This window comes from Paenibacillus macerans (genome assembly GCF_900454495.1).
Taxonomy (GTDB): Bacteria; Bacillota; Bacilli; order Paenibacillales; family Paenibacillaceae; genus Fontibacillus; species Fontibacillus macerans.
Genome location: NZ_UGSI01000001.1, coordinates 2,722,566 through 2,736,453, shown reverse-complemented (window position 1 = coordinate 2,736,453; position 13,888 = coordinate 2,722,566). Strand labels below are relative to the sequence as shown.

Genomic DNA, 13,888 nt, shown 5'->3' with positions numbered 1-13,888 from the left:
CGATGCGCTAGTCTTAGCCAGTAACCTGCCGGGAAGTAAACTAATGTAAAACAAAGGAGGACATCGACATGTACCTGTATCGCCTGGAGGCGGAGACTTCCGCCGGGCTGCTGGCGCTGGTCATTGCCGCGGAGGGGGAGGAGCAGGCGTTTGCCGCCGCGGAAGAACATGTGCGGCGGCATATTTCGCCGGCTCCGGCGATCGGCGAGATCAGCATCGTGGAGAAGAAGCGGATCGCGCCCGGCGCGGGATATGTGATTCAAAGCGGCTCGCCGGCCTGAAGCTTGCGGCCGATTCTCCGCTGGATGACGACAAGGCGGCGCAGCAGCAGGACGGCGGCGACGGCGAGTCCGGTAATTAGGCCGATCCAGTAGCCGTAGGGGCCTTGCGGCGTATAGTTGGCCAGCACAAATCCGAGCGGAAGCCCGATGATCCAGTAAGCCAACAAGGAGATCCAAAAACCCGGATTAACGTCCTTGTATCCGCGCAGCACGCCCTGGGTAGGCGTGGCGATCGCATCCGACAATTGAAAGAAAATGGCGTAGATCAAAAAATGCTTGGTCAGCGCGACGACTTCGGGATCGCTGGAGTAGATTTCGGCCACGCTTTGGCGGAACAACATCAGGAGGACGGCGGTAACCAGCGCCATCCCCGCGGCCGTGCCGACGCCCAAAACGGCATATTGGCGGGCGTCCTTCAGGCGCGCGGCTCCGGTCTCGAAGCCGACCAGGATGGTCAGTGCAAGACAGATGCTAAGCGGAATCATGTAGAGCGTGGAAGCAAAGTTGTTGGCCGCTTGATGAGCGGCGATCGTAAGCGTGTCGAACCGGCTCATCAGCAAGGTGACGGCGGCAAACACCGCCGTTTCGAAGAAGATCGCGAAGCCGATCGGCACGCCGAGCTTGGTGAGCTCACGCCATTTTTCGAGCGATACTTTATGCAGTTTGCGAAATACGCCGTAGGAAGCAAACGGCTCGCTGCGATGCACGATCCAGACGGCGATGAGAAAGATGCACCAATATGTAAAGGCGCTGGCGATGCCCGATCCGATGCCGCCGAGCCTTGGGAAACCGCCGTGGCCGAAAATGAGCAGGTATCCGGCGCCCACGTTCAGCGGCAAGGAGATCAAGGTAATGATCATCGAAGTGCGGGTTTGTCCCAACGCGTCGATGAACGAGCGCAGCACGATGTATCCGAACAGCGGCAGAATCCCGGTTGAAATGGCCGCGAGAAAATAAAAGGCCACATGGTGCACCTTCGGCTCGAGGTTCATCCCGTTCAGCAGAGGGGAGATCGCGAAGCCGCCGGCAAGGAGCACGACCAGCCCGACGGCGAACCCGAACCACAGCGCTTGAATTACATGGTATCCGACCTTGTCGTGCCGGCCGCCGCCCACCAATTGCGAAACGATGGGGGTGATGCCCATCAATATTCCGCTAAGCCCCGTCTGCACCGGGACCCAAAGGCTGGACCCGATCGCGGTTCCGGCCAGGTCCGCGGGGCTCGCGTGCCCCGACATCATCGTATCGAAAAATGTCATTAAGGACATCGTTACTTGGGTAACTAAAATCGGGATAAGAATACGAATAAATTGCCCGTATTTTTGTTTCAAGCCGTTAGTTACTTTCATTGGCCCATTCTCCATTTCCTGTGCCGGAAACCATGCCAAAACGCAAAAACGCCAAACCAAACCCGGGCGCTTGTAGCCCGGGTCCGGTTTGCTCGATGATCCCGGGCGCTTATGGACCGGGTTTGGTTGGATGGTTTACCGTTAATTTCCCTATTAAGTAGTCTGGCCGCAAATGTTGCAGCATAACGTTTTTTTACTTATAGGACACGCCCTCCGTATACCGGTTGGACGCGTTCCATAACAGGTACTCGTCGACGTTCATGTCGCGCAGCGCGCGGATTTGCTCTTCAACTTCATGTTTGCCGTATTTTATATAATGTCCTTTCCCCAGCCAGCTCGCCGTAAAATCCTGAATCCACGGACGTATGATCGGCTGCTCCTCGCCCAGCGGGGCCAGTTTGTCCTGGGTATCCTTGATGGCTCCTTTGATCGTCTGGTACGGCGCTTTGTCGGGATCTTTGGCGTTGAACCAGCCCGTCGAATAATGGCTCGGGTAGATCATCGGGCAGATGATGTTGACCTGGTCTGAGATTTTGACAAAATCCTGGCCGATGCCCTCCGCGGCCGGCACCGATGCCGCATAGCCGAAAATATCGACCGAAACGCGGATGCCGAGCGGCTCCAACTGCTCTTTGGCGTATTTCACGAACGAGGAGACGGCGTCCACGCGGCTCATCTCGCTTTTTTCATAGTTTAACGAATCGGCTCTTTTCTCAAAACCTTCCGGGAAACGCACGTAATCGAACTGGATTTCTTTAAAGCCGAGTTTGGCCGCTTCCTTGGCGATTTCGATGTTGTAGTCCCACACCTCTTTGCTGTACGGGTTGACGAAGCTGTCGCCGCCTCCGTTGCTCCACACGGAGCCGTCTTTTTGCACAAACGAATATTCCGGATGCTTTTTGGCCAAAATCGTATCCTTGAATACAACAATCCGGGCGATCGGGTAAATGTCGTGTTTTTCCAGCCGCTCCATCAAGGCCCCGATGTCGCGAATGAACGGCTGGGCTTTTCCCAGCTTGTTCAGCTCGGGATTTTCCGTTTTGTAAGTGATGTAGCCCGAATCGTCTTTAATGTCGATGACCATGGCGTTCAGCTCCGTCTTATCGACGAGGTCGACCAGCTCGTTCATGCGCGAGCCTCCCGCGCTGTACGCCGTGACATATATCCCCTTCACTTTGGGCGCCTCCCCCAGCGAAGCGGCCTTCACTTCGGCAGGGGTTAACGGATCGTCGATCCGGCCGGCGGCCAGGTTGGCGGCCATCGTTTGCACGACTGCTGGAAGAATGGATTCCGGTCGGCCGTTCCCCGCGGCTTGATCCGCCGCCGGCTGCACACCTCCATTCCCCATACTCATAACTAGCAGCAGCAGCGTCCAGATGATATTCATTTTCCCTTTCCTCTCCCTTGTATACACTCGCTTTTGATTATATCGGAAGGAGGGCTGTCAGAGGGAAACAGGATTGTCACTATTGGAAATATTTTTAAAAGTTTCATAGATTGCCGCGCAAAAAAGGCCGCTTCTCTCGCCGCAGCAAAAGAAACGACCGGGTGTTGCGTTTGTTTATCGCTTTTCAATGAAGAAAAGCCGGGTTTTGGTGCTCGCAGATGCTGAATTGAATGATCTCCAGCGCGTCCTGCGGTTCCAAGATGGTCAAGCCATCCCGGAGGACGATCATCGAATCAAGTTCCTTCTGCTTCAAGAAAGGCAGCATGTCAGGGAACCACTTCATGACGATCTGTTCCAGTTTTACCGTTTCCATTTCCACATTCATCACCCTTTCCACTTAAGAAATATTCACCCCGGAATGTTCCTAAATCGGAAAAGCACAAAGCCTGTGAAAGCAGGTAAAGCTGATATTTATGGAATTGACGAAGGAACCGCTTAGTTCATTATAGCAGAGAAACCGGCGCTTGAAAACGGAGGATCGTTCCATAAACCGGTCATCTTCGGCGGAAGGAACCCATGATCCCGACGGTCTCCACGATATTGACGAACGCCTGCGGATCGGTTTGCTTGATGATTTCCCGCAGCTCGGTCAGTTCGTATCTCGTCGTCACCGTCATCAGCATATCTTTTTCCTTATGGGAGAAAGCGCCCTCCGTTCTAATCTTCGTCACCCCGCGGGGCAGGGTCAGCAGCCGCTGCACCATCGCTTCGGTTTTGTCGGTCACGATAAACAAAGTAATTTTGATATGGCTGACATGAATGAGATCGACGACTTTGCCGGTGATGTAAATCGAAATCATCGAGGCCAGCGCGAGATCCCAGTTGCCCTCCAAATATCCCATCGCCAGAATGACGCTGGCGTTCAGGCCGACCAGCACGTTGCCGACCGGAAAATCGCGATACCGGGTAATGATCGAGCCGATGATATCGAACCCTCCGGACGATCCGCCTACCCGGAAGGAAATCCCGCTGCCGATCCCCACGAGCACGCCGCCGAATACGGCGGAAATCAGCGTATCGGAAGCGAGCAGCTTGTCCGGCGTCGGGATGAGTTCAATGAACCAGGTGGCTCCGGCTACCGACAGGATGCTTAGTCCGACGAAACGTCTGCCGAGCAAAAACAGGCCGGCGATCAGAATCGGCGCGTTGTAGGCCAGATACATCGTGCTGATGCCAAGCGGCGAAAAATACGCCGTAAGCATGGCCAATCCGGATACGCCGCCGCTTAGCAAATGGAGCGGAACGAGGAACAAATTGAAGCCCGCGGCGATCAGGAGCGCTCCAAGCAGAATGACCGCGGCATTTCGAATTTCTTTAATCATGGATCTTCACCTCGGAAATAATAGAAGTATCCCAACCTGCTTGCTGGTGTTCCATTTATGTTTTGTGCTATAATGTTTGAGATATTCTTGAGTAGGGAACCTTTTCGGTTATTACAATAGAGCGATATGTAAAAATTACAGGCTGTTTGGACAGTCTATAAACGTTTAGCGCTACTTAAGAATACAGTTAAGCCGGTGGGAATGTCCACTATATAGAAGGAGTAGAACAAGTTGAGCACATTTGCAGAATTCGGCCTAGAGCCTAAAGTATTACAAGCCATCACGGAACTCGGTTTTGAGGAAGCGACGCCGATCCAGTCCAAATCGATCCCGATCGCCTTGACCGGACGCGATTTAATCGGACAAGCCCAAACGGGGACGGGGAAAACGGCGGCGTTTGGCCTTCCGCTGATCCATAAAATCCCGAAGGAAGAAGACCGCATCGTAGCCCTGGTCATGACGCCGACCCGTGAACTCGCCATTCAGGTCGCCGAGGAAATCGGCAAGCTTTCCCGCTTCAAAGGCATACGCTCCCTTCCGATCTACGGCGGACAAGATATCGTACGCCAAATTCGCGCTTTGAAGAAGAGACCCCAAATCATTATCGGCACGCCGGGCCGTTTGCTTGACCACATTAACCGGAAAACGATCAAACTCGACGATGTACAGACCGTCGTTCTCGATGAAGCGGATGAAATGCTGGATATGGGCTTTATGGACGACATTCAGTCGATCCTGAAGCTTGTGCCGGAAGAACGGCAGACGATGTTATTCTCGGCCACGATGCCGGCGAATATCCAAAAGCTGGCGCAGCAGTTCCTGAAAAATCCGGAGCATGTCTCCGTCATTCCTAAGCAGGTTAGCGCGCCGCTGATCGATCAAGCCTACATCGAAGTGCACGAGCGCCAGAAATTCGACGCTTTGACCCGCTTGCTGGATATGGAATCGCCGGAACTGGCGATCGTGTTCGGCCGGACCAAACGCCGGGTTGACGAACTTTCGGAAGCTCTGCAAAAACGCGGTTATTCCGCCGACGGGCTGCACGGCGACTTGTCGCAGAACCAGCGCGACAACGTGATGCGCAAGTTCCGCGACGGCAGCATCGATGTGCTGGTGGCTACGGACGTAGCGGCGCGCGGGCTGGACGTATCCGGCGTAACCCATGTCGTCAACTTCGACCTGCCGCAGGATCCGGAAAGCTATGTGCACCGGATCGGCCGGACCGGGCGCGCGGGCAAGGAAGGGGCCGCCTACTCGTTTGTGACGCCGCGGGAAATCGACCATCTGCATTTTATCGAGCGCATCACGCGCCATAAAATCACCCGCAAACCTCTGCCGAGCATCGCCGAAGCGATCGAAGGCAAGCAGCGGATCACCGCGGAGCGCCTGCTGGAGCTTGTTGAAGCCGGCGAACTGAATGAATATAAAGGCATCGCCATTCAGCTGCTGGAGCAGTACGATTCGGTGAACCTGCTGGCGGCGGCATTCAAGCTGATTACCGGGGATAAAACGGAAAATTCGGCGATCGAATTAACGCCGGAAGAACCGATCCGGGTAAAACGCCGCAATCCGGACATCCGGTCCAGCGGGCGCAAGCCATCGGGATACGGCAGCCGCGGCGGAGGGTACCGCCGGGACAACCGCGAGGGCGGCAGCCGCGGCGGTTATGGTTCCAAAGGAGGCTACGGCCGGGACGGCGGGCGCGACTCCTACCGTTCCTCCGATCGCAAACCTCGCTCCGGCGGCGACCGCAGACCTTCCAAATACAGCGAAAACAAATCTTTTGACAATTGACAAAACAAAGAAGGCGGAGATTATCTCCGCCTTCTTTGTTTCATATGTGCTTTGAATTAGATGAACAGCGAACGGCTCACAATAACGAGCAGAATAAACAATACCAGAATTACACCTGTAGAAGTAAAGAAACCTCCTCCAAATCCCAAACCTGCAGACATGAGATAACCTCCTTTAAAAATTTGAGATGTTTTGTGGTTACGGTATATAGTATGGCAGACCCCATGCATGGGATTAGACGCCAACCCATAATCGTCAAATTAGGCGCTGGAATGGGATGGACGAATCATGTATAGTTAAGATAGACGGAAACAAACTATGCTCGAGAGGAGATTTTTGCTTGGAATACAAAGGTTTTATGGGCGGTTTTTATAAAATCACCGAATGGATTATGAGGATCTCAGGCAGCAATCTGCTGTGGCTCCTGTGTTCATCTCCGTTTTTGTTTTTCCTGCTGACGAAGCTGCTGTTGCTGCAAAGCCCTGACGCGCCCCAGGAAAATCTGACGTTATGGGCGATGGGGATATTGGCACCGTTTACATTGTTTCCCGCCACGGCCGCGCTGTTTTCGGTGACGCGGAAATGGGTGATGGGCGAGGCCGATCTAAGCATCATCAAGGTGTATTTCAAAGGATATAAGGAAAATTATAAGCAAAGCATGCTGGGCGGAATTTTCTATACGCTTTTGATCGTGATTATGTACGTGGACTACACGGTATACATGAACCAAATCAGCAATATGCAGATTATCGGCATGATCATGCTGTTTTTGCTGTTTCTGCTGCTTTTGTCCCTGTTCAATTTTTTCTCGCTGGTGGCGCATTACCATTTGGGCGCGGTCCAATTGATCAAAAACGCCATTTTGTTCACGATCATCCGCCCGTTCCGCACGTTGTCCACGCTGATTTGCGCGGTGGTGCTCGGATTTTTGACGATGCGCTTCGGCTGGCTGATCCTATTCGGCTTCGGCAGCTTGACCGCGCTGGTCGCTTTTTACAACTTCTACATCGCGTACAATAAAATCCAGGAGAAAGTGGAGAAAATGCGCCAGGCGGAAGAGGAATCAAACGGCATAAACTTGTCCAAACCCGATGACGATCTGGAGCTGAACCTGCCGGCGGGCGAAGACAAGGAGAAGGACTAAAGCGGTTTGATAACTTGCTTTCCCGCCCGTTAAACCGCTTTCAAATTTTCTTTGTTTTTCCATCCGGCCTTGGTTTACATTTCGATGATGAAGCACTATAATAGGTTTACGTCCTGCGATGTGCGTTGCGGTTTCATGTTGTTTTGAACCAATGACAATGTCTCGGGAGACCTATATTGCGGCGCAGCTGAAAGGCCCTATCCACCGGATGAGGGGACTTCAAAAACGTCGTTGCGGTCACCCACCTGCGGGTGCAGGTTCGAGACAGCGTAACCGGACGGCATAGGCGGGTCTACATACGAAACGCGAACTGCACCTTGTCCTCTTTTTGCACAAAAGGGAACGGGGTGCTTTTTTTTGTTGCGCGCTATCTGCGGCGCTCGCTTTTGTTTGTCTTCCAACAATGTTAAACTATGAATAAAGAAAACGCATACCCTAAAGGTTTTTTAAGGATCGTGAAGGAGGAAGAACAGTTGTCATTGAAGCGAACGTTGACGGGAATATTCCGGAGCCAGGAAGGAACGAGCGATCGCGCCAAGGTGCCCGAACTGAAAACGAGATATTACCAGCTATCGAAAGAGAAGCTCTGGGACGAAGTGTCATCCACGCTCAAAAAAATCCCGGGGTACAAGGTGCTGCACGAGGTGCCGAACGTCGGCGAAATTACGCTGGAGAAACGCACCGCCTTTGGGAGAACGATGGACATAACGGTGTCGATCGTCGGCACGGGGCCGGTCCGCAGCGCGGTGGACATTTATTCCGCGACGCGCGGGTCGCTTGGCGATTTGGGGGCAAACTACCGAACGATTCTGCATCTGTTTTCCGTTCTGGATAAGAAGCTGTCCGCGTATAAAGTGTCCTCATCTACATAATGTACGTCAGTAACAAGCTTGCCGTATGGACGCCGAAGCTTCAGAGGTGCACCGCCATACATCAAAAAAAGCGAGCAGGGAGAGCTCTCTCCTACTCGCTTTTCATTTTGACCCTGGTTTAGGACAGCAACGCTTTAACGGCCGCTACCGCCTTGTCGTAATCGGGATGCTCGGTCATTTCGCCCAGCACTTGAACGTATTGGATTTTGTTCTCCTTATCCACTACGAACACGGCGCGCATATCGAGCGCGAACTCTTTGATGAGAACGCCGTATGCTTTGCCGAAGGAGTTGTCCTTGTAATCGGACAGCGTAACGACGCGGTCAACGCCGGCGGCGCCGCACCAGCGGGCTTGGGCGAAAGGAAGGTCCGCGCTGACGGTCAGCACAACGACATCGTCGCCCAGGCCGGCGGCTTCCTCGTTAAAGCGGCGGGTTTGCGCGTCGCATACGCCCGTATCCAAAGAAGGAACGACGCTAATCAGCTTGATTTTGCCGGCAAAGTCCTGAAGGGTCGCTTCCTCCAGCAGATTTTTATTCAAGCGGAAGTCTGGGGCCGTGTCGCCAACCTTGAGCTCCGGTCCGACCAGGGTAAGCGGATTGCCTTTGAATGTAGCTACGTTTGCACGTTCTTGCGCCATGTACATTTCCTCCTAAACAGATGGATTTATTCATTCAAAATTAATTATAATCTTTTTAAAAAGAAAATGTCCAACATCAGGAAAAAAAGAATGCAAAGGATGGATCCGATGATTTTTATCCGCTATGAAAACTGGAGAAGTTATATCCGTTACTATCCCGTGACCTGCTTGTTGTTGGCCGCGAACATCATCATGTTTCTCGTTTTGACCGTTAACGGGGGTTCGCTAAACACCGATACGCTGCTGAAATATGGCGCGATAGCCAATTTCGGACCGTTCGAGCACGAGTGGTGGCGGCTGTTCACGGCGATGTTCCTGCACATGGGCTTCGGCCATTTATTCTCCAACGGCTTTGCGATTCTCGTGTTCGCCCCGCCGCTGGAGCGGCTGCTTGGCCACTGGCGCTACGCGCTGCTGTATCTCGGCAGCGGCATCGTCGGCAATCTGCTCAGCTTCGGGATGTATCAGCAATCGGGGGAGCTGCACCTTTCCGTCGGCGCTTCAGGCGCCGTCTACGGGGTGTACGGGGCGTTTTTGTACATCGCCCTGCTCCAGCGCCACCTGATGGACGAAAGCTCGCGCAAGACCCTTTACAGTTTGCTGATCGTCGGTGTCATTTTTTCGCTGGTGGCCCCCAAAATCAACTGGATGGCGCATTTCGGCGGGCTTGTCGGCGGCTTTTTCATCTACGGATTGATTATCCGAGTGTTAAAACGGCGTTGAACCGGGGGCGGGGAAATGGTACATTTATGTTAAAAAGCCTTATTTTTTAAAAGCCCTAATTCGGATTATCAGTGGATGCGAAATGGAGCGATCGGACTCGTGGAATTAAGACAATTGCAATATTTTGTGAAAGTGGCCAGAAAAGAACATGTCACGCAGGCGGCCGAAGAGCTGCATGTGGCGCAATCTGCCGTAAGCCGGCAAATCCACCAGCTTGAGCAGGAACTGGGCGTCAATCTGTTTATGCAGAAGGGAAGAAACCTGCATTTGACGGCCGTCGGACAACTGTTCTGCAGCCGGGTGGAGACGATTTTGAAGGATTTGGACCGGGCGGTGAACGAGGTTCACGAGTTTATCGACCCGGAGCAAGGGGAAATCCGGCTCGGATTTCCGAATAGTCTGGGCATTCATATCATTCCCAGCGTCGTGGCGGAATTCCGCAAGCTGTATCCCAACGTGAAATTCCGTTTCCGCCAGGGAACCTACCCCACGTTAATCCGTGACGTCGTCTCGGGAGAAGTGGATCTGGCCTTTATTTCTCCGTTTCCGGAAAATCATGACCAAGTGACGGGCAATGTGGTGCTGACCGAGGATTTGGTGGCGATTTTGCCGCCGGGACATCCCTTGGCCGGGGAGCAGAGCATCAAGCTCAGCCAGCTGAAAGACGAGAAGTTTATTTTGTTCAGCAAAGGCTATTCCCTGCGGCCGATCGTTTGGCACGCCTGTCTGGAAGCGGGATTTACCCCGAAAATCGCCTTTGAAGGGGAGGAGACCGACACGATCCGGGGGCTGGTGGCCGCCGGTATGGGCGTCAGTCTGCTGCCGGAGATGGCGCTGTTTCAAAGCTTTACGCTTCAGCCCAGCCGGGTGCGGATTTCCGAGCCGAAGGTGACGCGAACGATCGGACTTATCCACAGGATGGATGAAAAGCTGCCGCTGGTGGCCCAGTCGTTCCGGGTGTTTTTGCTGGAATATTTCGGACTGCAGGTCGATACACCGCCGGCCCAATAGCAGTGCTCAAATCTTTGCCGAAACAAAACAAGCGCCAGCGGCCGGGGAGAATCCCCAGACCGCTGGCGCTTGTTTTTTGTAAAATGAACGATTAGTTGTCCTCGCGGCTGCTCGTGCCGCCGAAGAAGATCAAAGCATAGCGGAACAGCTCGAGTAAGGAAACCAGCGCGGCGGCGACATAGGTCAGCGCGGCGGCGTTCAATACTTTGGCAACGCCGCGTGTTTCGTCGTGCGTAATGAACCCTTGCTGCACCATGATTTTCCGGGCCCGGTTGCTGGCGTTGAACTCGACAGGGAGCGTAACGAGCTGAAACAAAACCGCGGCCGAGAAGAAAATTACGCCAATGCCGACCAGGTTGTACGCTCCGAACAAGAATCCTGCGAGCAGCAGAAACGGAGCGACGCCGGAAGCGAAGTTGACGACGGGGAACATCCGGTGGCGCAGCACCAGCATCGGATATTTCTGTTTGTGCTGAATCGCGTGGCCCACTTCGTGGCAAGCCACCGCCACGGCCGAGATCGATCTTTCATAATATACCGGCTCCGACAAACGGACGACGCGGTGAATCGGATCGTAGTGGTCCGACAGGGCGCCGGGGACCGGTTCGATCGGTACATCGTACAGCCCGTTGGCGTCAAGCATCCGTCTGGCGGCGTCATGTCCGGTCAAGCCGTACATGTTGGCCACCTGCGCATATTTGTTGAAAGTGCCCTTGACCCGAAACTGCGCCCACAGCGACAAGGCGAAGGCAAGAAGAATCGGGATCAGCATAACGTCTGAATATAACATGCATCATTCCTCCATTTAGGATTAAAGTTGCTCGTTGATGAGTCAGAGGCTTCCTGCTGCAGGCAATTATACGTTATGAAAAAGGGCCGTGATTGACCAGGAACCGGAGCGCTTCCATGCAGGCAAGGCTTTGCGGCATCAGGTGCGCAAAGGCGCGTTTCACCTGGTTCGGCTGCAGATTGGAGATCAAGGGCTCCAATTCTTTAACCTCTCTTTGCAGCTGCTGCAAGTGAAGTTCCAGCGAACTCAGCTTCTCGGACACCTGTTCCTCGTGCGTGACGCGATCCCACTGCTCCAGCTTTTCACGGATTTCTTCCAGCGTATATTTCTCCTGCTTCATTTGATTAATACGTTCCAGTCTGGTCAAGGTTTCAGCGCTGTATAAACGGTAATTTTTCTGCGTCCGTTTCTCCGGGGAAATCAGCCCGAGCTTGGTGTAATAATCGATCGTGCGCTCGCTGACGTTTGCGGCCTTGGCCAGTTCCCCGATCCGGTACATTTTCTTTACTCCAATATGATCACCTCTCCCGCCTATCCAATGCTTATATTTATATCTTATGTATATTTATGATACCGATCATTAAGCGTACAGTCAAACGTCATACTTTATTTTTTATAGTAACTGTTTGGAGGCAACCTAGAAATCCGTCCTTGACAGCCGGCTAGAGCCAGACAATTGGTATGGCGAATTCTCAGCCTGCAAATAGCGGTATTTTTTGTACTTAATAACCGGTACTATGCATGCTCAGCCCCATTAGCAGCACTTTTAGTCCTTATTTTCCTGTGAATAGTCCAGAACACGGGCGTTCCCTTGCAATTCGAGAAAATAGCGGCATAAATTTCCACTATTGCTCTCAAATGGACGTAATTCACCGGTATAGCGACATTTTAGGACCTTATATTATTCGCTGGAGTCCGTGGCGATAAAAATTGTACTCTGCCGGAGCAAACTTCATACAAAAAACGCATTAAAATCTAACATCTAGTGTTAATATATATGCGATTAATTAGATTTTTTCAAAAAAACTATTGTCATATCTGCTTCTTTAGTCTTATAATCACTTTAACAATTCATTTTGTGTTAGGAAACATAACATTAGGGGAGTGTGTAAGATGAAAAAGAAATGGCTCTATGGTCTATTGGCATCGGCAGCAATATTTGCATTTCCGGTCTCGGCTTATGCGGCGGAAGGGGAGATTACCGCACCGGTGCTTGAGCTGGGCTTGAATTCATTGTTTGTTTTCGTCGCGGCGATGCTGGTATTTTTCATGCAAGCCGGATTCGCCTTGCTGGAGGCGGGCACGGTCCGGATGAAAAACGCCGGCCACGTAGCCGGTAAAACGGTGCTGACGCTGGGCATTGCCGTGCTTGCCTGGTGGCTGCTCGGCTTCGGCTTCGCATTCGGCGACGGCAACAGCTTCCTGGGAACAACCGGGTTCCTGTTTGGAGGCGCGGGGGATATCGGTTCGTTCAGCGTTTTTGCGGAAAACGGCGTCCCGCTTAACCTTAACTTCCTGTTCCAAATGGCTTTTGCGGCCGTATCGCTGGCCATCGCTTGCGGCGGCATGGCGGAACGCGCCAAGCTTAGCGTATATATCGTTTTCGGAACGATCTTTATCGTTATTATTTACCCGATCGTGGCTCACTGGGTGTGGGGCGGCGGTTGGCTCGGCAACTTGGGAATGCAGGATTACGCGGGTTCGACCGTCGTCCATCTGACCGGCGCAACGGCGGCGTTTGCGGCAACGATTTTGCTTAAACCCCGTCTTGGCAAATACAACAAAGACGGCAAGCCAAACAACATTCCGGGGCACAACCAAGTATTGACGGTTCTCGGCGTTATCATTTTGTGGATCGGCTGGTTCGGTTTTAACCCGGGCAGTGCCTTGACGCCGCTGAACGATGGATTTTTCGGTTATGTCTTGATGACGACCAACCTGGCCGCTGCAGCGGGCGCTGTGGCCGCTCTGCTGATCTCCTGGGCGGTTATGGGCAAATCCGACATTCCGAGCATGCTGAACGGGGTGCTGGCCGCGCTCGTCGCCATCACCGGTTCTTGCGCATTCGTGGACGCTTGGGCTTCGGTCGTGATCGGCGCCGTCGCCGGGATCCTGACGTTCTTCACCGGAAGATGGATCGAGCGGGCCGGCATAGACGATCCGATCTTCGCTGCCTCCGTGCACGGGATCGCCGGGGTATGGGGCGCGATTTCCACGGGGCTGTTCGCCACGCCTGAGCTTGTAGAGAAGACCGGAGTTGGCGCTCCAGGCCTGGTTTACGGCGGCGGATTCGGACAATTGGGAGTTCAGCTCCTTGGGGTTATCGGCACGTTTGCGTTCGTTCTGGTGCTTTCCTTCCTGATTCTTGGGGCCATGAAATGGCTGATGGGGCTGCGCGTGACCGAAGAAGAGGAAACGATGGGCCTTGATATGAGCGAACACGGCACTTACGGTTATCCCGAACAAATGAGTTTGCTGAACAAAAATACTTCTTCCGGTATTCCGGCTGAATAAT

15 protein-coding genes and 1 other RNA gene are annotated in these 13,888 nt (G+C 53.2%); 8 read left to right on the top strand and 8 right to left on the bottom strand.

The genetic code is table 11. From position 1 onward, the window contains the following. The first annotated feature begins 68 nt into the window (after positions 1–68). Positions 69–281: a DUF3906 family protein gene (locus DYE26_RS12235; RefSeq protein WP_036624267.1), complete on the top strand. Its 213-nt coding sequence runs from the start codon at positions 69–71 to the stop codon at positions 279–281. Here DYE26_RS12235 and DYE26_RS12230 read toward each other — a convergent pair. The 4 genes from DYE26_RS12230 to DYE26_RS12215 all read right to left on the bottom strand — a co-directional run bounded on the left by DYE26_RS12230 (position 260) and on the right by DYE26_RS12215 (position 4,399). After that, positions 260–1,630, bottom strand: a complete 1,371-nt coding sequence (locus tag DYE26_RS12230; RefSeq protein ID WP_036624266.1) for an MATE family efflux transporter — start codon at positions 1,628–1,630, stop codon at positions 260–262. The genes DYE26_RS12235 and DYE26_RS12230 overlap by 22 nt on opposite strands. Before the next feature lie 193 nt (positions 1,631–1,823). Further along, positions 1,824–3,017, bottom strand: a complete 1,194-nt coding sequence (locus DYE26_RS12225) for a putative glycoside hydrolase (protein WP_036624265.1) — start codon at positions 3,015–3,017, stop codon at positions 1,824–1,826. Positions 3,018–3,201: 184 nt separating this feature from the next. Continuing rightward, positions 3,202–3,402 (bottom strand): hypothetical protein, encoded by a 201-nt coding sequence (locus tag DYE26_RS12220; protein WP_155621168.1) that lies wholly within the window; start codon positions 3,400–3,402, stop codon positions 3,202–3,204. 169 nt (positions 3,403–3,571) lie between these two features. Then, positions 3,572–4,399: a YitT family protein gene (locus tag DYE26_RS12215; protein ID WP_036624263.1), complete on the bottom strand. Its 828-nt coding sequence runs from the start codon at positions 4,397–4,399 to the stop codon at positions 3,572–3,574. A gap of 231 nt (positions 4,400–4,630) precedes the next feature. Between DYE26_RS12215 and cshA the strand changes: the two genes are divergently transcribed. Then, positions 4,631–6,193, top strand: coding sequence for a degradosome RNA helicase CshA (gene cshA / locus DYE26_RS12210; RefSeq protein ID WP_036624262.1), 1,563 nt, complete (start codon positions 4,631–4,633; stop codon positions 6,191–6,193). Between the two features lie 56 nt (positions 6,194–6,249). On the opposite strand, the gene DYE26_RS12205 is transcribed toward cshA, so the two are convergent. Next, positions 6,250–6,354 (bottom strand): sporulation protein YjcZ, encoded by a 105-nt coding sequence (locus DYE26_RS12205; protein ID WP_082207865.1) that lies wholly within the window; start codon positions 6,352–6,354, stop codon positions 6,250–6,252. A 179-nt stretch (positions 6,355–6,533) separates the two neighbouring features. Here DYE26_RS12205 and DYE26_RS12200 point away from each other — a divergent pair, with 179 nt between their 5' ends. From DYE26_RS12200 to DYE26_RS12190, 3 genes are all read left to right on the top strand, one after another. Continuing rightward, positions 6,534–7,337, top strand: a complete 804-nt coding sequence (locus tag DYE26_RS12200) for a YesL family protein (protein WP_036624261.1) — start codon at positions 6,534–6,536, stop codon at positions 7,335–7,337. A gap of 107 nt (positions 7,338–7,444) precedes the next feature. Then, positions 7,445–7,634: non-coding RNA, 6S RNA (gene ssrS / locus DYE26_RS12195), on the top strand. A 176-nt stretch (positions 7,635–7,810) separates the two neighbouring features. After that, the gene (locus DYE26_RS12190; protein ID WP_036624260.1) at positions 7,811–8,209 is read left to right on the top strand and encodes a DUF1499 domain-containing protein; all 399 of its coding nucleotides are present in this window, start codon (positions 7,811–7,813) and stop codon (positions 8,207–8,209) included. Between the two features lie 118 nt (positions 8,210–8,327). Here the strand turns inward: DYE26_RS12190 and tpx are convergent, their stop codons facing one another. Beyond that, the gene (gene tpx, locus DYE26_RS12185; RefSeq protein ID WP_036624259.1) at positions 8,328–8,849 is read right to left on the bottom strand and encodes a thiol peroxidase; all 522 of its coding nucleotides are present in this window, start codon (positions 8,847–8,849) and stop codon (positions 8,328–8,330) included. A 108-nt stretch (positions 8,850–8,957) separates the two neighbouring features. Between tpx and DYE26_RS12180 the strand changes: the two genes are divergently transcribed. Continuing rightward, positions 8,958–9,572 carry a rhomboid family intramembrane serine protease gene (locus DYE26_RS12180; protein ID WP_036628469.1) on the top strand — a complete coding sequence of 205 codons (615 nt, stop codon included), beginning with the start codon at positions 8,958–8,960 and terminating at the stop codon, positions 9,570–9,572. Positions 9,573–9,671: 99 nt separating this feature from the next. After that, positions 9,672–10,583, top strand: coding sequence for a glutamate biosynthesis transcriptional regulator GltC (gene gltC, locus DYE26_RS12175; protein WP_036628467.1), 912 nt, complete (start codon positions 9,672–9,674; stop codon positions 10,581–10,583). A 91-nt stretch (positions 10,584–10,674) separates the two neighbouring features. Here gltC and DYE26_RS12170 read toward each other — a convergent pair whose 3' ends face one another. Beyond that, a complete protein-coding gene (locus DYE26_RS12170) occupies positions 10,675–11,373 on the bottom strand; it encodes a zinc metallopeptidase (RefSeq protein WP_036624258.1) in 699 nt (232 codons plus the stop codon). 73 nt (positions 11,374–11,446) lie between these two features. Then, on the bottom strand, positions 11,447–11,872 hold the full coding sequence (locus tag DYE26_RS12165; protein WP_051985585.1) for a MerR family transcriptional regulator: 426 nt from the start codon (positions 11,870–11,872) through the stop codon (positions 11,447–11,449). 614 nt (positions 11,873–12,486) lie between these two features. Between DYE26_RS12165 and DYE26_RS12160 the strand changes: the two genes are divergently transcribed. After that, positions 12,487–13,887 carry an ammonium transporter gene (locus DYE26_RS12160; RefSeq protein ID WP_036624254.1) on the top strand — a complete coding sequence of 467 codons (1,401 nt, stop codon included), beginning with the start codon at positions 12,487–12,489 and terminating at the stop codon, positions 13,885–13,887. Position 13,888 lies beyond the last annotated feature (1 nt).